Annotated in this window: 20 protein-coding genes; 11 read left to right on the top strand and 9 right to left on the bottom strand. The window is 34.0% G+C overall.

What is annotated here, in order from left to right; all coding sequences use genetic code 11:
* The first annotated feature begins 175 nt into the window (after window positions 1-175).
* Together DFQ09_RS11780 and DFQ09_RS11775 are read left to right on the top strand one after the other, a co-directional pair.
* Entirely contained in the window at window positions 176-3,148 is a 2,973-nt protein-coding gene (locus DFQ09_RS11780) for a SusC/RagA family TonB-linked outer membrane protein (protein ID WP_115810568.1), read from the top strand.
* A gap of 18 nt (window positions 3,149-3,166) precedes the next feature.
* Entirely contained in the window at window positions 3,167-4,474 is a 1,308-nt protein-coding gene (locus tag DFQ09_RS11775) for a RagB/SusD family nutrient uptake outer membrane protein (protein WP_115810566.1), read from the top strand.
* Window positions 4,475-4,576: 102 nt separating this feature from the next.
* Here DFQ09_RS11775 and DFQ09_RS11770 read toward each other — a convergent pair whose 3' ends face one another.
* Genes DFQ09_RS11770 through DFQ09_RS11755 form a run of 4 tightly spaced genes read right to left on the bottom strand, consistent with a single transcriptional unit; the run spans window position 4,577 to window position 11,309 of the window.
* Window positions 4,577-8,092 (bottom strand): efflux RND transporter permease subunit, encoded by a 3,516-nt coding sequence (locus DFQ09_RS11770; RefSeq protein WP_115810564.1) that lies wholly within the window; start codon window positions 8,090-8,092, stop codon window positions 4,577-4,579.
* Complete coding sequence (locus tag DFQ09_RS11765; protein ID WP_115810562.1) at window positions 8,092-9,273, bottom strand: efflux RND transporter periplasmic adaptor subunit; 1,182 nt, start codon at window positions 9,271-9,273, stop codon at window positions 8,092-8,094. Before DFQ09_RS11765 ends, DFQ09_RS11770 begins: the two co-directional genes overlap by 1 nt.
* Window positions 9,274-9,287: 14 nt before the next feature.
* Window positions 9,288-10,703, bottom strand: a complete 1,416-nt coding sequence (locus tag DFQ09_RS11760; RefSeq protein WP_115810560.1) for a TolC family protein — start codon at window positions 10,701-10,703, stop codon at window positions 9,288-9,290.
* Between the two features lie 3 nt (window positions 10,704-10,706).
* Window positions 10,707-11,309 (bottom strand): TetR/AcrR family transcriptional regulator, encoded by a 603-nt coding sequence (locus DFQ09_RS11755; protein ID WP_115810558.1) that lies wholly within the window; start codon window positions 11,307-11,309, stop codon window positions 10,707-10,709.
* Window positions 11,310-11,463: 154 nt separating this feature from the next.
* Between DFQ09_RS11755 and DFQ09_RS11750 the strand changes: the two genes are divergently transcribed.
* From DFQ09_RS11750 to DFQ09_RS11715, 8 genes are all read left to right on the top strand, one after another.
* On the top strand, window positions 11,464-12,438 hold the full coding sequence (locus tag DFQ09_RS11750) for a polyprenyl synthetase family protein (protein ID WP_115810556.1): 975 nt from the start codon (window positions 11,464-11,466) through the stop codon (window positions 12,436-12,438).
* Between the two features lie 6 nt (window positions 12,439-12,444).
* A complete protein-coding gene (locus DFQ09_RS11745) occupies window positions 12,445-12,795 on the top strand; it encodes a hypothetical protein (protein ID WP_115810554.1) in 351 nt (116 codons plus the stop codon).
* A 299-nt stretch (window positions 12,796-13,094) separates the two neighbouring features.
* On the top strand, window positions 13,095-13,529 hold the full coding sequence (locus DFQ09_RS11740; protein WP_020894755.1) for an RrF2 family transcriptional regulator: 435 nt from the start codon (window positions 13,095-13,097) through the stop codon (window positions 13,527-13,529).
* Between the two features lie 52 nt (window positions 13,530-13,581).
* Window positions 13,582-14,313, top strand: a complete 732-nt coding sequence (ric, locus tag DFQ09_RS11735; RefSeq protein ID WP_115810552.1) for an iron-sulfur cluster repair di-iron protein — start codon at window positions 13,582-13,584, stop codon at window positions 14,311-14,313.
* A 109-nt stretch (window positions 14,314-14,422) separates the two neighbouring features.
* Window positions 14,423-15,616: a hypothetical protein gene (locus DFQ09_RS11730; protein ID WP_115810550.1), complete on the top strand. Its 1,194-nt coding sequence runs from the start codon at window positions 14,423-14,425 to the stop codon at window positions 15,614-15,616.
* A complete protein-coding gene (locus DFQ09_RS11725; RefSeq protein ID WP_115810548.1) occupies window positions 15,606-16,070 on the top strand; it encodes a hemerythrin domain-containing protein in 465 nt (154 codons plus the stop codon). Before DFQ09_RS11730 ends, DFQ09_RS11725 begins: the two co-directional genes overlap by 11 nt.
* 71 nt (window positions 16,071-16,141) lie before the next feature.
* Window positions 16,142-16,966, top strand: a complete 825-nt coding sequence (locus tag DFQ09_RS11720) for a universal stress protein (RefSeq protein WP_115810546.1) — start codon at window positions 16,142-16,144, stop codon at window positions 16,964-16,966.
* A gap of 34 nt (window positions 16,967-17,000) precedes the next feature.
* Window positions 17,001-17,450 carry a pyridoxamine 5'-phosphate oxidase family protein gene (locus DFQ09_RS11715; RefSeq protein WP_115810544.1) on the top strand — a complete coding sequence of 150 codons (450 nt, stop codon included), beginning with the start codon at window positions 17,001-17,003 and terminating at the stop codon, window positions 17,448-17,450.
* A gap of 118 nt (window positions 17,451-17,568) precedes the next feature.
* Here DFQ09_RS11715 and DFQ09_RS11710 read toward each other — a convergent pair whose 3' ends face one another.
* The 5 genes from DFQ09_RS11710 to DFQ09_RS11690 form a co-directional block, all read right to left on the bottom strand.
* Window positions 17,569-18,828 (bottom strand): alginate export family protein, encoded by a 1,260-nt coding sequence (locus DFQ09_RS11710; RefSeq protein WP_115810542.1) that lies wholly within the window; start codon window positions 18,826-18,828, stop codon window positions 17,569-17,571.
* Window positions 18,829-18,835: 7 nt separating this feature from the next.
* Window positions 18,836-19,441: an SCO family protein gene (locus tag DFQ09_RS11705; protein ID WP_115810901.1), complete on the bottom strand. Its 606-nt coding sequence runs from the start codon at window positions 19,439-19,441 to the stop codon at window positions 18,836-18,838.
* A gap of 161 nt (window positions 19,442-19,602) precedes the next feature.
* Window positions 19,603-20,385, bottom strand: coding sequence for a formylglycine-generating enzyme family protein (locus DFQ09_RS11700; protein ID WP_115810540.1), 783 nt, complete (start codon window positions 20,383-20,385; stop codon window positions 19,603-19,605).
* A gap of 4 nt (window positions 20,386-20,389) precedes the next feature.
* Window positions 20,390-21,832 carry a copper-containing nitrite reductase gene (nirK, locus tag DFQ09_RS11695; protein WP_115810538.1) on the bottom strand — a complete coding sequence of 481 codons (1,443 nt, stop codon included), beginning with the start codon at window positions 21,830-21,832 and terminating at the stop codon, window positions 20,390-20,392.
* Between the two features lie 153 nt (window positions 21,833-21,985).
* Window positions 21,986-22,531: an alpha-ketoglutarate decarboxylase gene (locus DFQ09_RS11690; protein WP_115810536.1), complete on the bottom strand. Its 546-nt coding sequence runs from the start codon at window positions 22,529-22,531 to the stop codon at window positions 21,986-21,988.
* Between the two features lie 114 nt (window positions 22,532-22,645).
* Between DFQ09_RS11690 and DFQ09_RS11685 the strand changes: the two genes are divergently transcribed.
* Window positions 22,646-25,402, top strand: a complete 2,757-nt coding sequence (locus tag DFQ09_RS11685) for a 2-oxoglutarate dehydrogenase E1 component (RefSeq protein WP_115810534.1) — start codon at window positions 22,646-22,648, stop codon at window positions 25,400-25,402.
* Window positions 25,403-25,427 lie beyond the last annotated feature (25 nt).

The following is a 25,427-nucleotide window of genomic DNA, read 5'->3' as shown; positions in this document are numbered from 1 at the left end:
TTAAGGTGGTTTTAATAAAATTAAGATAACGGAAGGTTTAGTATTACGGGTAATTAGGATAGTTGTATTTATTTGTGTCTAAAAGTAGGAAATTAATAATATTAATACTAAATTTTTGTTAAATCGTTAATTATGACGATATTTAACAAGACTAATCTTTTAAATATTAAAAATTATGAACTACACTTTATCTTTAAAGGTGCTTTTGTTTTCAATTATTTTTATCCCGTTGCTGAGCTTTGGCCAACAAGTTACCGGAAAAGTCGTTGAAGGCACAACTAATATGCCTTTACTTGGTGTTAATGTTATTATTAAAGGAACAGCTACAGGAGCTGTAACGGACTTTGATGGGAATTTCAGTATTAACGTAGAAAATTTTCCTGTGATTTTAGTATTCTCTTCTTTAGGGTTTGAAACTGTTGAAGTTAGTGTAAATGAAGCTAAGGTGGTTAACGTTAGCATGCGAGAGTCTGCCACAGGCCTAGATGAAGTTGTTATATCTGGTTTGGCATCTACCGTAAAAAGAACGAATGCCGCCAATAGTGTTGCTAGCTTGTCTTCAGAAGATTTGGCTGGTACTACGCCTGCACAAACTTTAGATGGTGCTTTAGCTGGTAAATTTACAGGAGCATTGGTTACTTCAAATTCTGGTGCGCCAGGTGGTGGGTTATCTGTAAAGCTTAGAGGTATTACATCTATTAATGGTAATTCGCAACCACTATATATTATTGATGGTGTTTATATTGATAACAGTAGTATTGCGTCGGGTGGTATAAATACGGTCTCAGGTGCAGCAACAGGTGGAAATCCGTCGTCTCAAGATAATGCAACAAATAGGATTGCTGACATAAATCCAGATGATATTGAAAATATAGAAATCTTAAAAGGAGCATCTGCGTCTGCAATATATGGGTCTCGTGGTGCTGCCGGCGTTATTATTATTACTACCAAAAAAGGAAAATCAGGTAAAACGAGATTAAATTTTTCTCAATCTATAGGGTTTAATGAAGTTATAAATTTACAAGGACAAAGAAATTGGACTGCAGAGTTAGCAGAAAGTGCTTTCGGAGAAGGTGCTTTATATACAGCCGCTTTAAATAATGGAACTTTGCGAGATTATGAAGAGGAGATGTACGGCGAAAAAGGATTTATTAGTAACACTAGCTTAAGTATGTCTGGTGGCTCTGAAAAAACAAAATTCTATGTTGGATTATCACGAAATCAAGAAGATGGTATTGTTAAAAGAACGGGCTATGATAAAACCTCTTTGAGGTTAAACGCAGACCACAATTTTACGGACCATATTAAATTATCAGTGACTACAAACTATATTAATTCCAGTGCTGATAGAGGCTTTTTTAATAATGATAATACGGGTGCAACGATAGGAGTTGCTTTAACAAATACACGTCCTTGGGATTATTTGTTGCCAGATGCTAACGGTAACTACCCAGAACATCCTAACAATTCATCAAATCCGATTCAAACTAGAGATTTAATGACTAATAATGAATCTACACAAAGATTTATAACGGGTGGAACCTTAGATGTCAATTTATATAGGGGAGAGAATTCTGATTTAAAATTTGTAGCTAAAGCTGGTGCAGATCACTACACGTTAACAGGAACAGTGATTTTTCCAAAATCGTTACAGTTTATGTTACCAGAAAATGGTGGTTTAAACGGTGTATCTGGACTTTCAACAACAACAAACACCAATGCAAATTACTCTGCTTTTTTAGTTCACAATTATACAACTGAAAGCGACCTGAGTTTTACAACGCAAGCAGGTATTACAAACGAACAGTTTTCGCAGAATGTTGTGAGAGTTGTTGCTACGGATTTAATTGCTTCAGAAACCAATCTAGATCAGGCATCAAACCAAACTGTAAATCAGTTTAGATTAGAACAAGAAGATTTCGGTTTTTATGTTCAAGAATCAATAAACTATCAAGATAAACTCATAGGAACATTGGGAATTAGAGGCGATAAATCCACTAATAATGGGGATATTAATGAATTGTTTTACTATCCAAAAGCGTCTTTAGCGGTTAACTTACACAACTTCGATTTTTGGGGTGATACTAATGTTATTAATAGGTTTAAGCCACGTATCGCCTATGGTGAAGCGGGTACTTTTGCCGCATTTGGGTCACTATATACGACTTATGTTAGTTCTGCTATTGATGGTAATATTGGTATATCAGTACCAATTACGAGAGGAAACCCTAATATTTCACCTGAAAGACAAGGAGAACTAGAGGTTGGGTTTGACGCCGGTTTATTAAATAATAGAGTGTCTTTAGAATTTACATATTATAAAAAAACAGTAGACGATTTATTATTACAGGCTAATATAGCTCCTTCAACCGGTTTTAGTACAGAATGGGTAAATGCAGGTACCTTAGAAAACAGAGGTGTTGAAATAGGTATTAATGTCACAGCTTTTGATTCTGATGATTTTAGATGGGATTCGGGAATTAGCTGGTTTAAGAACGAGTCTGAAATGACAGAGCTAAATGTGCCAACCTTTAATTTAGGTGGTTTTGGAAACAGTTTAGGTCAGTTTCAAATTGAAGAAGGCGCGAGTGTAACACAAATCGTTGGTACCACCGGACCAGGAACAGCAGTATCTGTTTTAGGTGATGCAGAACCAGATTTTCAAATGACGTTTAACAATAAGTTTGAATATAAAAACTTTACGTTATCATTCTTGTGGCATTGGAAAAAAGGCGGTGATAATATTAATTTATCTACGTTATTATCAGATTTTGGAGGAACAAGTGCCGATTATGATGATATTACTCTTGACCCTGACGGCGTAATTCCTAATGGGGTATACAGGGTAAACAATGGTATTTTCGCTGCTAATGCTAGGCCTTTTGTTGAGGATGCGACTTATTTAAGATTACGTGAAATTGGATTGTATTACAGTCTTCCAACCAAAACTATAGATCAAGTATTTAAGGGAGTCGTCTCAAATTTAAAAATTGGCGTATCTGGTAATAATCTAATTAACATTTTTGACTATAATGGGTATGATCCTGAGGTGTCTAACTTCGGAGGTACTGGTTTATCTACAGGTGTAGATGTGATGCCATTCCCGTCTTCTAAGAGATATATGTTCCATTTATCAGCTCAATTTTAAAATTAAAAATCTATAAAAATGAAAATATCAAAAAAATATTATATTATTCTTTTAGCTATAAGTGTCACAGTATTTACGTCTTGTGAGCTTGACGGTGGCGAAAGTTTAAACGGAGCAAATACAAATTCTATATCAGATGATTTGTCAAGAGGAGAATTACCATCGGCTGTAACTGGTGTATTGTCGGCAATGCGGACAAGATTAGATAATCAAGTTGATGTGCAGAGTATTTTTGGTAGAGAGTATTATTATTTCACAAGTTCAGACCCTAGATTTGAAGGGGATGTTGTTGCTGGAAATTTAGATAATAATACGTTTTATACGACCAGTCCATACCTCTCTAGGTATGCTGTGATTAAAGATGTTAATCTAACGCTTCAAGGTCTTGAAAACACTACCGACATTTTTTCAGATGAAGAGATTGCTGGTATTAAAGGTGTTTTAAATACACTTAAAGCACATGAATTATTAATGGTGTCTAATAATCAGTATACAAACGGAATGAGAATAGATACATCAGATCCTGATAATCTAGGGCCATTTGTTACCTATGAAGACGCTTTACTAGCAATTAGTGACCTGTTGAGTGCTGCAGCCATTGATTTGGCCAATGCAGGAGGAAGTTTTGCTTTTGATTTAACTACAGGGTACTCAGGTTTTAATACGCCTAGTGATTTCTTAAAATTTAATAAAGGATTAAATGCAAGAGTTGAAGCGTATAGAGGAAATTATACGAGCGTATTAAGTTTATTGGAGGATTCTTTTATGGAGATGAATGGTGATTTCTATAATGGGGTTTATCATACATTTTCACTTTCAGGTGCTGATACGCCAAACCCACTTTATTTAGCTTTAAATCAAACATCTAATGTTAGGGTGTCGCATTCAAGTTTTGTTGACGATGCACTTCCTTTAGATTCGCGAGTTGATAAGGTGGTATTGAGAAATGATCCTGTTGAAGCCACTGGATTAATAGGGGAGTATGATGTTTTCATCTATCAATCTAATGTTGATATGGTACCCATTATGAGAAATGAAGAATTAGTACTTCTTTATGCTGAAGCAAATATGCTAAGTAACCCCTCTGAAGCTGTAATGGCAATTAACGCTATTAGAAATGAGGCCGGTTTAGGAAGCTATAGTGGTGCTTTAACTCCACAGGCATTAGAAGATGAAATTTTATTTCAAAGACGCTATTCTTTGTTTGGTGAAGGACATCGTTGGGTTGACATGAGACGATTTGATAGATTAAATGAATTGCCAAACGATAGAACAACGGATTCAGTGCCAATAGCGGTTCCAATTCCTGCAAACGAAAATCAATAATAATTAAGTTTTTAGATAGTAAAAAGCCTCAACAATTGTTGAGGCTTTTATTTTGTTAATCACTATTTATACTAGATCTTAAGTCGTGATTATTATCTGGGTTTAAGCTTCAATTTGCTCAATAGTCTCAACTTCTAAAGCTCTTAAAGGCTGAGAAGTGAATTTTCGTCGTCCCCACATTTTAAGTTTTATACTCAAAAAGAATAAGATTGGTACCACAATCAAGGTTAAAAATGTAGCAACAAATAAACCATATATAACAGTCCATGCTAAAGGTCCCCAAAATACAACGTTGTCTCCACCCATATATATGTTTGGATTAAAGTCTGCAAACAACGTAAAGAAGTTAATGTTTAGTCCAATAGCCAAAGGTATTAAGCCTAAAATAGTTGTAATTGCAGTTAATAACACAGGTCTTAGACGGGCTTTACCGGCTTTAACGATACTTTCAAAAAGATCTTCTGTGGTTAAATAATCAGATTCCACTAAATCTAGTTCATTTTTCTTTCTATCAATCAGTAATTGCGCGTAGTCTAAAAGGACCACACCGTTGTTTACTACAATTCCGGCTAGCGATATAATACCAACCATAGTCATCATAATAACAAAAGCACTTCCTGAGATTACAATACCACCAAAGACACCAATAAAACTCAAGAAAATAGCAATCATAATAATGGTTGGTTTAGAGATGGAGTTAAATTGAAATATTAAGATGAAGAAAATTAAACCGAGTCCAGTGAAAAAGGCACCAACTAAAAAGGCCATTTGTTTATTTTGCTCTTCAATCTGACCTGTATAATCAATATGAATATCATCAGCTAAGCCTTCATAGCTTCTCATTTCATTTTGAATCTGAGTTACAATGGCGCCAGCATCTGTATATCCTGGTGATAAAGCCGAATAAACGGTAACAACACGCTTGGTATCCTTATGTTTAATGGCACTAAAACCAGAATTGTTTTTCTGTTTCGCAACTGTAGATAATGGAATTTCCTTTATCTGACCAGTATTATCTCTAAATGTAATATTTTGGTTGAAAAGAGCACTCTTATCATAACGATTGGCTTCGTTAAAACGGACATAGATATCAAAATCGTCTCCATCTTCTTTATATATTCCGGCTTTAGATCCAAAGATAGAATTACGTAATTGATCTCCAATCTGTTTTGCGGTAACCCCTAATTCTCCTGCTTTTTTTCTGTCAATTTCAACCAACATGGTAGGTTTGTCTTTATTAACATCTATTTTAAGCTCATCAATTCCTGCTATATTTTTAGAGTTAATAAAAGTTCGCATTTGCTCTGCAGTCGCAATTAATTCGTTGTAGTCGTTACCGTCTATTTCAATATTAATTGGGGAACCTGCAGGTGGTCCGTTGGCATCTTTTTCAACAGAAATTAATACACCAGGGAAAATACCAACTAAAGCTTCTTGTACTTTTTGGCGTAAAAGCTCACTGTCTTCACCTTTTCTAAACTTGTATTCGCGCATAGACGCTGTGATCTTAGCTTTGTGTGGCATTTCAGCACCAGATCCCATATCTGTCTGCGGGTTTCCGGCTCCTTCACCAACTTGAGAAACAGCACTTTCTACTAGAAAGTTTCTGCCTCCATCCATGTATTGGTCTGCATTAATAACCGCATCCACACGCTTTTCTATTTGTGCGGTAATGGCATTAGTTTTTTCAATGGCTGTACCTTGTGGATATTCTATATAGACAATAATTTGATTGGGTTTATTATCGGGGAAGAATTCTACTTTTGTACGTTGCGTAGATAATGAAATTCCGAAAGCTATAAACGCAGCTATTAACAGTAGAAACGTTCCAATACTTAAAATGTAAGGTTGCCTTTTGGATAATGCATTTCGTAAACGACGCTCATACCAATTCTCTAATCTTACTAAAGCTTTGTTTTGGAAACTATTTGCCCATCCTCTAATGAAAAATCGATATGCCCAAAGCATAATCGCCGTAAAAATCATGATGGTTCCTAAGCCACGATATGTACCTCCAAAAATTAAAATAAGAATTCCAATCACAGCTACAATAATTGTAGTTCTAATGATTTGATTTAAAGGCATATCCTTGTCTTCGGTAGTCATATAACGCGATACTAACACGGAATTAAAAAATATAGCAACGACTAAAGAGGATCCTAAAACGATGGATAAAGTAATTGGTAAAATCTTCATGAATTCTCCCATGATACCAGGCCAAAGTCCTAAAGGTACAAAGGCTGCTACCGTTGTTGCTGTAGAAATAATTATAGGATATGCAATTTCTCCAATTCCTTTTTTAGCCGCTTCAATACGGCCCATACCTTCGTCTTCCATTAAACGATAGACGTTCTCAACAACTACAATACCATTATCTACCAACATTCCAAGCCCCATAATAAGTCCAAAAAGTACCATAGTATTTAAACTATAGCCGATAAGACCTAAAATCATAAGCGACATAAACATGGACATTGGAATGGCGAAACCAACAAATAAGGCATTTTTAAAGCCTAAAAAGAACATTAAAACAGTAACTACTAAAATGACACCAAAAATGATATTGTTTACCAAATCATCTACCTGCCCAATCGTTACCGGTGATTGATCGTTTGTAATAGTGACCTCTAAATCCTTTGGGAATACATTATCTATAGCATTCTGTACAATAACCTGTGTTTGCTCTGCAGCAGCAACCATGTTTTTACCAGCACGTTTTTTAACGTCTAACATTACTACTGGTTTTTCGGATTTTCTTGCGAATGTGGTTTTATCTTCTTCATGAAATGAAACAGTGGCCACATCTTTTAAGTAGATAGGACTGCCATTGTCTGATTTTACAACGAAATTTTCAAGTTCTGACGGTTTTTCAATTTCTCCAATAATTCGTATGGTACGTCGTTGTCCGCTGGCTTTTAAGTTACCTGCAGATTGCGTAATGTTTCCATTTCCAATAGCACCAAGAATATCATTAAACGTTACTTTGGCCGCCATCATTTTGTAGATGTCTACCGCTACTTCAACTTCTTTCTCTTGTGCGCCACGGATATCTGCCTTCTTAATTTCTTGTAAATCTTCTATTTCATCTTGAAGATATTCAGCATAATCCTTTAATTTTTCAATAGGATAATCCCCGGAAATATTAATGTTAAGAATTGGCATTTCTTCCGAAAGACTTAATTCAAACACATCAGGTTCTACTTTGGCTCCGTTAAATGTTGGCCAATCTTCACCAGCTGTTTCCGAATCGATTTCGTCTTTAACCTTTTGTTTGGCTTGTTCTACAGTAATGTTCTCATCAAACTCTATAACCACCATAGAATAATCTTCTTGTGATGTTGAGGTGATTTCTACAACATTACTTACTGTTTTTAGCTTGTCTTCTACAGGGTCTGTAATTAACTTTTCGATATCCTCAGCAGTGTTTCCTGGATAAATGGTACTAACGTAAATTTTAGTTTCATTAACCTCTGGGAATGCTTCTCTTGGCATGTCGAAAAAAGCTGAAATTCCCAAATAGAAAAATACAGCAATAAGCACATACATTGTGGTTTTGTTGTTAATTGCCCACGATGACCAACCAAATTCCTTTTCGGTATTTTTTTTATTTTCAGTCATTAGTTTTTAGTTTCATAATTAATAACTTCAACAGATTGTCCATCTCTTACACTACGTGCGCCTTCTTTAATGATTTCAGATCCATCTTCAAGACCTTTTAAGACTTCAATAATATCATCTTGAGTTTTTCCGGTTTCAATAATCACACGTTTTGCGGTACCAATTCCTTTTGCATTTTTATCCGTAACAACATATACATATTGTTCTCCTTCTGAATTTTCAGACACCACGCTTTGCGGAATTAATAAGGCATTTTCACTGGTGTAATCATTAATTTTTAAACGCGCAGATAAGTTTGGTTTAATGGATTTGTCTTTGTTTGGAATGCCAACTTCAACCTTAAATGTTCGGTTTGCAGGGTTTATAAAATCACCAGCTTGACGAATATTTGTTTCTATTGTTTTTCCTAAAACAGGAATATTAACACTTACACTTTTTCCTTTTGTAACATCTGAAACGTAACGTTCTGGTACCTCTGTTTCAATATACATATTGTCTAAATTTACAATACGCATTAATGGCGATTGCCCGGCAGCAACAACACTTCCTTGCTCTGTAATGATATCGTCGATAGTACCAGAAAAAGGTGCTGTAACGTTTGTTTTCGCAATTTGTTGGTTTAATTGGTTTACGGCTTCTTGTTGCGATTCGTAAGTAGATTTTGATTGTAAAAATTGAATTTCACTTCCAATGTTCTGTTCCCAAAGTCGCTGTTGACGCTCGTAAGTTGTTCTTGCTAATTCTGCTTGAATTTTTAATTGTGCCAGTTGTTGGCTTAAACCACCATCATCAATCTTTGCTAAAATTTGGCCTTTATTAACTTTCTGACCTTCCTTAACATAGACCTTAGTTAAAATACCGTTGTATTCTGGTGTAATGGTTAAAAGGTCTTTAGTGGTGACGTTTCCTTGTAATTCTAAAACATGATTAAAAACTTCAGATTGTGCTTTAAATGTGGTGATTAAAGGTACATGCTTTGTGGTATCTAACGTTTTTATTCTCTCATCCAAAAGTTTAATTTTATCGTTGATGGCTTCCTGTTCAGCAACTAGTTGACCTCTTTTTGTTCTTACAGTTTCGAGATTGTCGCTTTGAATGACTTGCTCTACAGAATTTTTCTTTTCGCCAGAACATGAAACCGATACTATTGCAACGATTAATAATGGATATATATATTTCATTTTATTGGTGATTTTTAATTATTGATTGGTGTATTTAGAACGGTTTCTAAAGCGGTTTTAGAGTTTATAACATCTAACATGGCTTGAAGTAATTCTTGTTGTGCGGTGTATAATTGTGTTTGTGCTTGTCTCAACTCAAAACTAGAACCAATACCTTCAAAAAACTTGGTTTGGTTTTTAGTTTCTATGCGTTCTGCCAAACCTAAATTTTCTTTTTTGTTTGCATAATCTTCAATAGCAAATTGATAATCACTCTTTGCGGATTCAATCTGAAGTTTAATACGTTGTTCGGTTTCTGTTAATTCTGTTTGTGCTTTTTCAAGATTGATTGCTGCACGTTGTGTTGAAGCACTTCGCATACCTGAGCTAAAAATGGGGATATCTAAACTAAAACCAAATAGTGAAGACCCAAACCAATCTTGACTTTTCTTAGCGAAATTAAACTCGTCTCCATAGCCAGAATAACCTGCGTTAATAAAGGCATTAAGCGTTGGTAAGGCTTTACTTTTTTCTAGTTTAACCATTAACTCTTTTGCTTTAGTATCGTTTTGGGCAATTAAATAATCAATGGTGTTTTCCGGATTATTTTCTGCATCCAAATCAGATAACGAGATGTTTTGATCTGTTAATGTTTCTAGACTATCGGTTAACACCATTGTGTTTTGAACATCTAATCCTAAATTAATATTTAGCATTTGATAGGCCAATTTCTTTAGTCTTTCAACATTATTCAAGTTGCTTTTTACACCAGACAAGGTTATTTGCAATTGTTCAACACTTTCTTCTTCTCCCAATCCATTTTCGTAAATTTTCTGTGTTTCGAAAAGATTTTTTTCCAAGACATCAATATTTCTTTCAAAAATCTTGATGCTTTCTTCTGCTAACAGTACATTTCCGTAAGCTTCAATAACCGCTTTTCTGACTTCTAAATCGGTCTTTATTTTGGCGTTTTTAGATATTTCTAAAAAAACTTTCGCAGATTGTAAACCCACAAGGTAAGACCCATCAAATATTTTTTGATTTAAGGTGGCAAAGGCCGTCATGCTGTGTTTGGTACCAAATGTAATCGGTAAAAAACCTTGAGGCACATCGGGTAGTTGCTGAGTCTGTAAGTCTTCTAAATCGTAGTAATCAGCTAGTTGTCTTATTCCGCTTAAAGGATCAAAAGCAGAGGCAGGTAATAATGATACTTGCTGTTTTAAATTGTTCTGATAATCTATACTTGCACTTACTTGAGGTAAACCACTAGCTGTAGTTTCCCATTTCTGTTGTTTAGCGGCTTCAATATCTCTTGAAGCATTAATGGTAGATCTGTTGTTTTCCAAGGCGTAATCTATAGCTTCTTGAAGCGAAAGACGTGTTGGTTGCTCTTGTGCAAAGCCTGTTTGAAAAATAATAAAGCCTATTATTAGCGTTAATGTTTTTTTCATACGTTATTTTAAATTGGTGTTTAATTCTGTTAGTGTTTCTAACCCTTTGGTTGAGCAAATGCCTCTTAAATGATAGTCTATATAATTATTCATTAGGTTGTGTATCGCATACGTGTCTCGTGGAAAAATATCTTGATCTTTTAAAGAAACCATACCGTTAAAGTAAAGGCGAGCTATAAAATCTATTTCTATAGAATCTCTGTAAAGTTTCTGTGTAACACCGCGCTCTAAATTACGAGTGACGCAGCCAATCATTTTTTCGAATTGCTTTCTTTTTAATGAAGCATAAATCTTAGGATAATATTTTTGAAGCTGATACTGTGGTGATGATTTTTCATCTTTTAGGTTAAGCATTACAAACCGCTTAATTTCATATATTTCTTCAATCGGGTTTGTGTTTAACTCACAAATACAATCAATACCATGTGATATGTTTTCAAAAACGTGCATGGCAGTAGCTTCAACTAATTTAGTTTTATTCTGAAAATGTTGGTAAATCGTTTTTTTAGAAATACCCATTTCATTAGCAATATCGTCCATAGTGACGCTCTTAAAACCTAAGTTTAAGAACAGGTCTGTAGACTTTATTATTATTTTATTTTTCATTTTTGTATTCCTGTTAAGCGGAAGGTCTTTTTTTAATTATGGTGCAAATTTACAACAGGAAACTTTGAAAACCAAAAAAGTTTCCAAAGTTTTAATGATTTTTTAACACAGCTAACATTAGCTTAAAATATGTTTAAAGCATTATTTTTGTCAAATGCAACATATAGAACAGTATCAAAAGCCTTTTCTAAAATATTTAGAAGGTTTTGTAGTAGATAAAGAGCCTGGAAATTTATATAATCCTATAAACTATATTCTTCAGTTAGGAGGAAAACGGCTACGGCCAATTTTAACCTTAATGACAGCTGATATTTTTGGTGGAAACGCCGATACCGCTATGAATGCAGCATTGTCTATTGAGGTTTTTCATAATTTTTCTTTGGTACACGATGATATTATGGACGATGCACCTTTACGACGCGGGGAAGAAACAGTTCATGAAAAGTGGAATTTAAATACAGGAATTCTCTCTGGTGATGCCATGCTTATTATGGCGTATCAATTGTTTGAAAATTATGAGGCACAAATATTTCAGGCATTGGCTAAATTATTTAGTAAAACCGCTTTGGAGGTTTGTGAAGGTCAGCAATATGATATTGATTTTGAAACTCGAGATGATGTTACGATTCCCGAATATCTAAAAATGATTGAATACAAAACAGCTGTTTTGGTTGGTGCTGCCATGAAAATGGGGGCGATTGTAGCTAAAGCTTCGATTGAAGATCAAAATTCTATTTATGAGTTTGGTCGTCTTTTAGGCATTGCATTTCAGTTGCAAGACGATTATTTAGATGCTTTTGGAAATCCTGAAACCTTCGGAAAACAAGTCGGTGGAGATATTATTGAAAACAAAAAAACATATTTATACTTAAAAACAATGGAACTAGGCTCTGACGATGACACCTTGAATTTGAAGACCTTTATTTCAAATTTAGAGCTTCCTAATAGTAATAAAGTTGCAAAGGTAAAGGAGATATTCGTTAGTTCTGGTGCTTCTGCAGCTACTCAAAACGCTGTTAAGGATTATACCAATAAGGCATTTGAAGTCTTAGAAACTTTAAATATTTCTAATGACAAAAAGCAAGAGCTGAGAATATTTGGAGAACAATTAATGAATAGACGTGTTTAATTTCGGATGAATTTACCCTCAAATTTTGAAGATTTAATTGTTGAAGCAGAAGCGTTAGATTTATATAAAAAATTAATTATTCAATTGAATAAGGATTTATTATACGCTAATATTGACTTAGAATTGAATGAAGAAACTTTGCCTACCAGTTTAAAATTAGTGCTTCAAGAAACCGTTTATGATCTTATAAATACTAAATTTTCGGATTATTTAAACCTACTTTATATTATCGATGTTTCTGAGGCTAAAATCAGAAATCTAGATGGTAGCGATGCGTTAAGGTTATCAGAAGACGTGACCTTTATGATTCTACAACGGGAATGGCAAAAGGTTTGGTATAAGGCGAAACATTCTTAAAAATAGTGGTTTTATAAAAGTTAAAGGACCGCTGCGTTGCTAGAATCTGGAACAAAGACTAAAACTCTAACCTAACAGAGAAAGAAAATTGAATGCATTGTTCATTATTTATACTTCATAATTTCCATAAGAAAAAGTTGTATTAACTTTAAAGCTAGGAAACGTTAATTCATCCAAACCTTTAAACGAATGTCTAATATTTTTAATCAGTGATTACAATCTTTAAATAATTTATATCGGATAAATTTATCCTATTTAAAAAATTGTTGTATTTTTGTATTCTAAAATAACATTAAAAGATGTTTTCTAAAGCTTGTGAATACGGAATAAAAGCCGCAATTTTTATTGCTGTTAATTCTTCAGAACATAGACGGGTAAGTCCAAAGGAGATTTCAGAAGAGATTGATTCACCTCAGGCATTTACCGCAAAAATATTGCAAGCCTTAGTTCGGAATGACATTGTGCAATCTGTTAGGGGTGCTCATGGTGGTTTTGAAATTGAAAAAGATAAAATTGCCACAACCAAACTCTCTCAAATTGTTTTTGCTATTGATGGCGATAATATCTATAAAGGCTGTGGATTAGGTTTACATACCTGCGATGAAAATCATCCTTGTCCTGTACATGATAAATTTAAAGTCGTTAGAGAAGAACTAAGAGAAATGCTAGAAAATACAACTTTAGAGCAATTAGCTTTAGATATCAAATCTGGAGTCTCATTTTTAAAAATTTAAAAAAAAATTTGAATATAAATAGGATAAATCTATCCGAAATAAAAAATGCAATATGGAAACACTTCAAGAAAATACCCAAAAAGAAATAGGACAATACGTTGCTGACGATTTTAGAACCGCAGCTATTTTTTCTAAATACAAAATTGATTTTTGTTGCAATGGTAATCGAACAGTAGAAGAAGCTTGCGATAAAAAAGGTATTGATAGCAATCAGCTCATCGATGAACTTAACCAGGTTTTAAATTCTAAAGGAGCTGAAACTATAGATTACAAATCTTGGCCTTTAGATTTATTGGCTGAATATATTGAAAAGAAACATCACCGATATGTCGAAGAAAAAATCCCTGTGCTTCGTCAGTTTTTAGATAAGTTATGTCGTGTGCACGGCGAGCGTCATCCAGAATTGTTTAAAATCAATGAATTATTTACAGCTTCTGCAGGAGAATTGGCATCACACATGAAAAAAGAGGAACTCATCCTTTTTCCATTCATTAAAAAGATGATGAAAGCTAAATTAGAAGATGGAGTAGTGCAACCTCCTCAATTCGGAACTGTTGAAAACCCAATTGCAATGATGATGGAAGAGCATGATAACGAAGGAGCACGATTTAGAGAAATTGATGCACTTACTAATAATTACACTCCACCTGCAGATGCATGTAACACTTATAAAGTCACTTTTGCGATGTTAGATGAATTTGAAAAAGATTTGCATTTACACATTCATTTAGAGAATAATATTTTATTTCCTGAAGCTATAAAATTAGAGCAACAGTTTAATTAATAGCAAGCTCTTAATACATTTCTAAACTTGAAAATCCTAAAATGTTATCTCTTGCATTTTGGGATTTTCTTCTTATTAATCTGTATATTTCTAAATCGTAATCTTAACGATGCAAAAAAAGTTAGTTGTCATATGTCTAATTAATTTTCTAGTTGCAGCCCTAATGGGTTTGGCACTGCGCTTTTCATTTTTAGAATCTATTGGTATAAATTATCGGTTTTTAACACATGCACACTCTCATGTTGCCATGTTAGGTTGGGTGTATTTAATGCTGTTTACGCTGTTTGTTCATTATTTTATTCCTAATGAACCTAAGATTTTTAATCGCTTGTTTTGGCTCACAGAACTTGCGGTTGTTGGTATGATGATTAGTTTCCCCATACAAGGTTATGCGGCACTATCCATAACATTTTCAACATTACATATCTTTTGTAGTTACTACTTTGTGTATCTCATTTGGAAACATCTTAAGACTAGGTCTACTGCAACCGAAAAATTGTTAAAAATATCACTCCTATTTATGATGATTTCTACCATTGGAGTTTGGTGTTTAGGACCTGCGGTTTCCATACTTGGATCAACTTCGGCCTTTTATCACATTGCCATTCAGTTCTTTTTACACTTTCAGTTTAACGGTTGGTTTTTAATTGCTGTTATTACTGTATTTTTCCACCTATTAAAGGTTGAAGACTCTAAGCTATTCAGACAGTTTTACAGGTTGTTAATTGCATCTACAATACTAACATTTGCATTGCCAATTCAATGGTTTGCGCCTCATATTAGCTTGCCTTGGATTAATGGAGTAGGTGTTGTGCTTCAAGTTTTAATGCTTTATAAATTCCTTCAACTTATAAAGCCTAATCCGTATTTAGTATGGCGCAAAGAACCAAAGCTTGTGACTTATATGTACGGTTTTGCATTGGTCTGTTTTATCTTAAAAGTACTGTTTCAAACCGTATCTATTTTACCAGAGTTCTCTGCAGTTGTTTACAATCACCGCAATTTTGTTATCGGATTTATTCACCTACTTATGCTGGGTGTCATTTCAGGTTTTTTATTTGCTTTTATCTTAAAAAGCAACTTCGTAAGCCATTCTAAAACTTTAAAATTTGGTGTGTACAGTTTCCTTTTAGGCTTTGTTTTAACTGAAGTGCTGCTGTTAATTCAAGGAATTATGTTTTACTTCGGAACGGGAATTCTACCTCATTATTACCTGTTATTATTTTTATTTAGCATCCTTTTACCTTTAGGTATCAGTGCTCTATTATTCACTATTATTAAACAAGAAACTTATGCAACCTAAACCACAAAAACGCCATAAAGCACTTCAACCATTAAGCAGAGAACATCATCATGGCTTATTATTGTCTTGGAAAATTAGAGCCGGATTTAGTAAAGACATCGCCCCTAAACGCATTAGAGTTTATGTCGATTGGTTTTTTGAAAATCACTTAATTCCCCATTTTGAAATAGAAGAAACTCACATTTTTACCATTTTAGAGCCTGAAAACGAATTAATAAAACGCGCATTAGCAGAACACAGAAGATTAAAGCGCTTGTTTGAAGATCGTGACGACGACTTAAAAATCTTGAGTAAAATTGAAGAAGAATTAGAACAGCACATCCGATTTGAAGAACGCATCTTATTTCCCGAAATTCAGAAAGCAGCAACTGAAGCACAATTACGTCATATTGAAATTATACATCAACCTGAAAAATTTGAAGACAACGAAAGTGATGTCTTTTGGAAATCGTAAATTCAATACATGATTTATGTCATTGCAGCTATTAATAAGTTTCCGTAACTTTAAGTAAAAGTTTTTTAATCATGAAAAAAGTACTTTTACTTACAGATTTTTCTAAGAATGCTACAAATGCAATTAGGTATGCAATGCAGTTTTTTGAGTCTAAAACATGTACATTTTACATTATGTATGTACATAAAGTAAGTGGTTATGTTACAGACGATTTATTAATGTCTCCAAAAAATTCTATTCACGATTCTATTACTAAAAAACCACAAGAAAAACTCGATGCCTTAATCGAAAAATTAAAAAATGATACCAAAACTCAAGATTATCATTTTGAAACGATAATAGATTTTGATGTGTTTACCGATGCAATTAACCAAGTGGTTCAGAAATTTTCTATCGATTTTGTAGTCATGGGAAGTAACGGAGCGTCTAATGTAAAAGAAGTTATTTTTGGTAGTAACACCATTAATGTTGTAGAGAAAGTAAAATGTAAAACCATAGTTGTACCAAGTAATTATAGTTTTTCGCCTGTTAAAGAATTTTTGGTATCCTTAAATACAGATGATAGTTTTAGTAGTCACTTACTAGAACATATTATAGATTTTATAGAAGATTTTAAACTGAAACTTCACATTCTTAGAATTAGCTCAGAAAATGATGCCTGTAACATTTCATTACAAGATAAGGAAAGCATTGCATTATTAGATTCTAAATACCACCTTGTAGAAGGTGTACCCATAGATTATGCTGTTTCAAGCTACATACAAACCAACCCCATAGATATAACTGCTTTTATTACTCAAGATAAATCCTTTTTAAAACGCTTATTTAGTGCCTCTCCAAGTAAAGAGTTAACATCTAGAATGAAATTACCACTCTTAGTATTGCACTGTCATTAAACCTATGTTAAAATAAATCTAAAGCTTAAAAATTATGATAAAGTCCTTGAATAAAGAAGAGTGCCAATTGATTTTGAGCCAAAATTACATAGGGCATCTAGCATATATTTATCAAAACAAACCTTTTGTTGTACCTATTACTTATTTTTATTCAGATAATAGAATTATTTGTTACTCAGGTGATGGCCATAAAATTAGCGCCATGCGTCAACACGATAAAGTAGCATTAGAAGTTGCTGAAATAACCTCAATTACCAACTGGAGATCTGCTGTAGCTCATGGTCAATTTATAGAACTGGAACGCAGTAGTGCAAAAGCCATGTTACATGAATTTTCTTTAGGAGTAAAAGATGTTATAATGCGAAAAGAGTTACGCGATTTAGATTTTATTAGTGAGTTTTCTGCTAAAATAGATTCTGACGATATTCCTACCATCTTTATTATAAATATTGAAGAATTTACAGGGAAAATAAGACATGACTAAAATAGACTTCCTAAGTCTTAAAGACTACGGCTGTGTCTTTTAAATTCGTTATAAAACTATTGAAACACACTGCTGTTTCTTTTTAAATTTCTCCTAATCTTGGGAATTATGCTAAGCTTTAATTATTCAGTGTTGTTTTAAATAAACTTGGTTTAACCGTAATCATTAACCAAGCCCAATTGTTAGCATTGTCTTTATTGCCCGCTTTTAAAACCTCCATCGTTTCTGTGGCAAACATTTGCGAATAGCCTACGTTAAAACTGATGTCTTTGGTCCACTTATAACCCAATACCAAATCTAATTCGGTGCCCAATGCATTGCTCATTTCTTTTCCTGTCTGGTCTACAACAGTTGCCGCAGATGAAAATATATGAGGCGTTAGTTTTGCTGAAAATTGCTTTTTTTGATACTCTAAGGTCGCATTAAGATCTACTAATCCTACAGAATTAGAATGGTTACCCACATAAAAATAATCCATCAATCCATTAAATTTATGATTTGTACCAAACCATGGATTAAATGATTTTAGCTTGTTTTCAATAGTGTTCATATCAGTACCTGAAAGATATTCTATACCTAATCCCGTTTTAAATTCAGTATTAATTTTATAAAAGGCATTAGCTGCAATATTAAAAGCACTCAAATCTGTGTTTGCTATTGCCCCAGTTTGAAAATAGATAGACGCATCAGTCTGCCATTTGTTTTTTTGGAATGTCATTCTAGAACCTATGGTCTGGTTATAATCTACTTTTTGCTCATCGTTTTCATCCATATAGGTTAAACCGTTGTTTAATAGTAAAACACTTAATCCAACATTTTTCAGATTAGTATGATACCATATATATTGAAATGCCTTATAATTATTAATGGCATAATCTGTGTCAAAAACAGTTTCTTCATTTGCATTTAGAGCCAAACCAAAATCGAAACGATTCGTTGTATTTGGTTGGTAAGTGGTAACTATAGCATCATGGCTTCTAGCTTGTTGTGCCCAGCCTACATTTCCAAAAATTCTGTGGTCATCGTAATTGATTTCTTGTCGACCTAATTTTACGGCTAATTTTGGATTAAAAACTAATTCTGCCCAAGCTTCATGCAATGCAATTCCGTTTTTGTCTTCCAAAGACGTAGTTGGAACATCGCCCCAAACTCTCACATTTTGAAACGATACAAAAGCATTCAATGTTTCACTTCCGTAATTAAAATTTAATCGTGTACGTTGCGATATAAATGTTGCAGCGTCTACATCATCTGGAATCAGCGTTTTATAACCATGTCTGTATTCAAATCGTGGTCTTAATTCTGCCGAAATTTCAAATTCTTGAGCATAGGATGTCATTACAACTCCTAAGCAAAGAATTGTTAGTAGTGTTTTCATCTTTAAATTAGTATTGGGTTAACTGAAGGATGGCTTCAATAGTTTCTTTATTATCTACACCTAAACCTTCTTGTTGGTGTTTTAATTCTCCCGCTGGATTAAACACACTAATAATATTAGAATGCGAAAAGTCTATTGGAGAAATCTCTTTATATTTTACAGATAGTACATTGGCAAATTCTCTAACTCCACTTTCTGTACCTTGTAAAAAGGTCCACTGTTCTCCATCCATCGCGTTTTCTATAGCGAAGGCTTTTAATCGTTCTGGTGTGTCAGTGTTTGGGTCGATAGAGATTAATGCAAATTGAACATTCTTAATATTCTCAACAGGAATTTGAGCTTCAATATGTCGCATATCGGCCACCAATCTTGGACAAGCTGCTTTACACGAGGTGTAAATCATAACCATGACCAAAGTTTTTCCTTTAAGATCTTCAAGTTGAATTTTATTTCCTTCTTCAGTATGCCATTCACTTGTTAGGTTGAAAATAGATTCCTCTGAAATCTCATCGCTTTGTATATCTTTTGAAGCGATTTCTACTTGTTTTAAATCCATGTTACAAACAGGACAGCTACCTGCTTCGTCATAAGTTTTGTCTCCTTCGCATTGCATCGGACATTGGTACATAACTAATGTTGTGTCAGATGTTTTTGATGCATCCGATTTACATGACGTGACAACCATTAACAATACCAACGCTGAGATTATTAATTTTAAATAGTTACTCACGTTATTTATATTGATTACGTGTTCGTGATGTTTCTTTGAAACGTTCATTTGTTTTCTTTTTTAATATCCTGTACACATCTAAAGCCTAAATTTTTCATAGAATATTTGGCTTTTAAACTTCCTCTAATGGCATAGCGCATAAATGCGGCATAATTCATTAAATCTGTTGCATTAACTGCTGCACTTCCACAGAATAGATTACTATCCTTATCTATATCTTTTCTAGATTCTCCAGTGATTAATACCGAATTAAAATCTAAAGTCCATTCCCAAACTAAACCGTGTAAATCGTAAACACCCCAAGCATTTTTTGGTGTTTCGCCAATACGGTTTTCCTTTGTTCTAGGAGCTTCGTACCAGGCTAAAATTTGTGCGTTATAAGATGGTTTTACACGTGCATCTTTTGTGGTTTCGTCTGCCATGGCAACATATTCCCATTCGTCAATTGTTGGTAAACGCTTATTTTGACATTCGCAATAGGCTTTTGCCGCAAACCAAGAGACATAGTTAACCGGACTGTTAAGATGAATAGAGTCTTTGGGTTCTAAGTCTGTTTTCCAATTAGTTAAATAACTTTTATCTGCAAATAACGATACAACTTTAGATTTTCTCCATTTAGGGTTTTCTTTTAGAAATTGCTTATACTCTTCAGTAGATACTGGATAGATATCCATCTTAAAATCTTTGACTTCAACTACTGTAGAATCTCTTCCGTATAAAGGAATATAGCGACTCCCTTCTATAAGAACCATGTCTTTAGTCTGTCCAAACATTAAGGATTGAACCACTAAACACACTATGAACAAACTAAAGACTTTGGTTTTCATAATATTATTTCTTTTTAACGTCGTCAACCATTTTTTTGGTTACTACTTTCTTAGAATTGCCCCAGCTGTTATAAACATAGGTTAATACGTTGGCCACATCATCTGAAGAAATCATCTGTTTGGTCATTACACTGTTGTATTTGTTTCCGTTTACAGTAATTTCTCCGCTTAACCCGTTTACGACAACTCCAATGGCACGATCTACATCTGCATTTAAGTAATCTGATTTTGCCAATGGAGGAAAGGCATTAGGAATACCTTGACCTTCACTTTGGTGACATGCAAAGCAATTTTGCATATAGATTTGTTTTCCAAACTCCATTTGTTCTTCGAAAGATTTTGCAGGAATTTCAGATTCTACAATCTCATTAGTGGTTGGCATGTTTTGGATTCCTGGTCCTTCAGGTAAATAAATACCTTCTCTGATTTCACCAGAGTAGATTTTCTTTTGTTCTTCGCCTTCAACTTTAAGCATACCTAAAGCACCCTTATTAAAAGCTCTAAATATAGAATGATCAACTAGAATAAACGTGCCAGGTACATCGACTTTAAATTCTACAATAGCAGCACCACCAGCAGGGATAAGCGTGGTTTGTACATTTTCATTGATTAAGTCACCGCCCTCAACATGTACTTTGTCAAATATTTCACCAATAACATGAAAAGAAGAGACAAGGTTCGGTCCTCCATTACCAACATAAAGTCTAACCGTTTCGCCTACTTTAGCTGTTATGGCATTGTCACCAGTTAAGGCGCCAACGCTTCCGTTAAATACAACGTAGTCGGCATTTTCGTCAACGGCTTTTTGCATATCAAAAGGCTGTAAGCCACGTTCACCGTTTTTACCTTTGGTATAAAAATCACCTTGCATAATGTAGTATTCTTTATCTACTTGTGGCAATCCTCCTTCTGGTTCAACGAGAATAAGACCATACATTCCATTTGCAATATGCATTCCTACAGGTGCTGTTGCACAGTGGTAAACATAGAGTCCTGGGTTTAATGTTTTAAACGAAAATGTTTTTTCATGGCCTGGTGCTACAAAAGAAGATTCTGCTCCACCCCCTGGACCCGTTACAGCATGTAAATCTATATTATGTGGGAGTTTATTATCTGGGTGATTAGATAATGTGAATTCTACTTCATCACCTACACGTGTTCTAATAAAACTGCCTGGTACAGAACCTCCGAAGGTCCAATATACATACTTTACTCCATCTGTTAATTCGCCTTCTTCTTCAAGAATTTCCATATTAACAATAAGTTTTTTGGCTTTTCGTCTACCAACTGGTGTTGGTACATTTGGTGGAGACGTAAGCTCTGCTATCATTTCTCTACTGACGGGAATTTCTACAGTAGCACTATGTTGTTCTTGTTTTTCAGAATCCCCACAGCTTAACATTAATAATGTTAAGCTAAAAATAATTGGTTTTAGTAGTGTTTTCATTGGTTTGATTTTTAACAAAAATAGAAGAGAATTCTAAGAGAAAATATGATAAATATCATATTTAGGACAAAATTATCCTATTTAAAGTCGTTAACCAATAAGGTAGTGTATTAATAGTTAGGGAAGGTGTATAAGTTAAATTAAATCAGGGTTTTAAAATCTAAACCTTACAAAGGGCATCCAAGCTTCTGAGTAAATACTTTTATCACCGTCGTAAAGGACATCGTATCTAATACCAATAGTTACATTGCCATTGGTGTAACCTGCACCTAGAAATAAGGCGGGATACCAATAGTTTTCATCAAGGTTTGTTACAAAGTTGTCGTCAAATTTTCGACTTACATTTAGTTGTTCAAACTCTGCAGATATTTGTAATTCTCTATAAGGATTAAACAAACCTATGATACTACCTCCGAAAACGGTAGATTTAAAAAAATCTTTTTGACTACTATAAGAAAAATTAAGACCAATACCAGTTGCCACGTAAGGGTTAAATCTATATAGCGCATTTGGAGCTAAAGACCCACTAAAGAAACCATCTCCGAAATTTAAGCCAATGCCTCCCCCATATTCTACTTGGCTCCAAAAATTACTCCTATTAGTATTCGTTTTTTGAGCAAATGAAAATAATGTAAAAAAACATAAAAATAACGTGCATAATACTATTTTATGCTTGAGAAATTGCTTCAAATTTGTCATAGTTTAATTTGTTCTATTCAATATGTTATAAATATAATAAATCCTTATCTATATTTAGCAAAAGTTGTATTTTTGAATAAATTATGTTGAAACGACAACGTCTCAAAAAGTAAAATGGATAAATATTCCTTTCTCAACGCGGCACATACAGCATATTTTGCTGATTTATACGACCAATACCTAAAAAACCCTGATTCTGTAGAGCCAAGTTGGCGTGCCTTTTTTCAAGGTTACGACTTCGGATCTGAAAATTATGGATTAGATGGTGAAATAGTAGAAGGTGTTTCTACTCAAATACCAGAACAACTTCAAAAAGAATTTCAGGCTCTAAAACTTATAGATGGCTACAGAAGTAGAGGTCACTTATTTACTAAAACCAATCCTGTACGTGCAAGACGTAAGTATGCGCCTACATTAGAAATTGAAAATTTCGGATTGTCTAAAAACGATTTACAGACTGTATTTTCAGCTGGTGAAGTTTTAGATTTAGGATCTGTGACATTACAAGTTATCATCGATCACTTAGAAAAAGTGTATTGTGAGTCTATTGGTGTAGAATACATGTACATCAGAAAACCTGAAGAAATTAAATGGATTCAGCAAAAGCTTAATGTTAATGATAATCACCCGCAGTTTTCTCCAGATCAGAAGAAAACAATTTTAAGAAAACTGAATGAAGCAGTTTCCTTCGAAAACTTTCTACATACTAAATATGTAGGTCAAAAACGTTTTTCTTTAGAAGGAGGCGAAGCATTAATACCAGCATTAGATGCTTTAATAGAGCACGCTTCTGGCTATGATGTAAAAGAATTTGTAATGGGAATGGCACATCGTGGTCGTTTGAGTACATTAACAAATATCTTCGGTAAATCTGCAAAAGATATTTTTAGCGAGTTTGATGGTAAAGATTACGAGCAAGAAGTTTTTGATGGTGATGTAAAATACCATTTAGGCTGGACGAGCGATCGTGTTAGTGATGCAGGTAAAAAAATTAATTTAAATATAGCACCAAACCCTTCGCATTTAGAAACGGTTGGAGCTGTTGTAGAAGGAATCGTTAGAGCTAAACAAGACGATAAATATCCTGATAACCCATCTCAAGTACTACCTATTATTGTTCATGGTGATGCTGCAATTGCGGGTCAAGGTTTAGTTTATGAGTTAGTTCAAATGGCGCAACTCGATGGTTATAAAACCAACGGAACGATACATATCGTAGTTAATAACCAAATTGGGTTTACTACTAATTATTTAGATGCACGTTCTAGTACCTATTGTACAGATGTTGGTAAAGTAACACTTTCTCCAGTATTACATGTTAATGCGGATGATGTTGAAGCAGTAGTACACGCTACATTATTTGCTTTACATTTTAGAATGAAATTTAAGCGCGACGTATTTATTGATATGTTGGGTTATAGAAAATATGGACATAACGAAGGTGATGAACCTAAGTTTACACAACCATTGTTATACAAAGCGATTGCAAAACATAAAAATCCAAGAGATATTTATGCTGCACGCTTACTAGCAGAAGGAGTTATTAATAACGACTTTGTTGCTAAAATAGAAAAAGAATACAAAGATAAGCTTGAAGAAAAACTTGAGGATTCTCGTAAGGTAAAGAAAACAGAGATTACTCCATTTATGCAAAATGAGTGGGTTAATTTTAATTCGGCACAAGAGGATAAGATGATGGAGACTGTAGATACTACATATCCTAAAGAAGCCCTTAAGGAAATTACAAAGGTTATATCTAATCTACCAGAGGATAAAAAATTCATAAGAAAAATTCAGCGTTTAATAGAATCGAGACAAACCATGTTTGATGAAGATCGATTAGATTGGGCAATGGCAGAGCACTTGGCTTATGGTTCTATATTATTAGACGGTAATGATATTCGTATTTCTGGGCAAGATGTAGAACGTGGGACGTTTTCTCACCGTCATGCCGTTGTAAAAGTGGAGGATAGTGAGGAAGAAATTATCTTACACAATAAATTAAGCGACGAACAAGGTAAGTTTTTTATATACAATTCGCTTTTATCGGAATATGGTGTGGTTGGTTTTGATTATGGTTATGCCATGGCAAGTCCAGAAACATTAACGATATGGGAAGCACAGTTTGGTGATTTCAGTAATGGAGCACAAATAATGCTAGATCAATATATTTCTGCAGCAGAAGATAAATGGAAATTACAGAACGGATTAGTAATGTTATTGCCTCACGGTTATGAAGGTCAGGGAGCAGAGCATTCATCTGGTCGCATGGAACGTTATTTACAATTGTGTGCTAAAGACAATATGTTTGTTGCCGATTGTACAACACCAGCGAACATGTTCCATTTATTACGTAGACAAATAAAAGCAGATTATAGGAAGCCTTTAATTGTCTTTACTCCAAAAAGTTTATTACGTCATCCAAAAGTAGTTTCTACTGTTGATGAATTTGCAAATGGTAGTTTCCAGGTGTTAATTGATGATGCTAATGCTAAAGCAGACAAAGTAAAAACGCTAGTTTTTGTTACGGGTAAGTTTTATTATGATTTATTAGAGGAACAAGAAAATCTAGAACGAGATGATGTCGCTTTAGTTAGAATAGAGCAATTATTTCCTTTGCCATCTCAAGATATGAGAGCTATACTTAAAAAGTATAAAAATGCAGATGATGTTGTTTGGGCGCAAGAAGAACCAAGGAATATGGGCGCTTATAGTCATTTACTAATGCATTTTGACGAAGCTAGACAGTTTAGATCAGCAAGTAGAAGGCCTTATGGTGCACCAGCAGCAGGAAGTTCTGTGCGTTCTAAGAAAAGACATAAAGAAGTGATTGATTTTGTTTTCGATAAAACCAAAAACAACCAGAGATAATAAAATTAGGGTATCAAAAAAGGAT

Origin of the sequence: Winogradskyella pacifica, from assembly GCF_003386275.1 — a bacterium.
In the GTDB taxonomy this organism is placed as follows: domain Bacteria; phylum Bacteroidota; class Bacteroidia; order Flavobacteriales; family Flavobacteriaceae; genus Winogradskyella; species Winogradskyella pacifica.
Note: the sequence above shows the minus strand (reverse complement) of the source record. Positions and strands in the feature narration are given on the sequence as shown.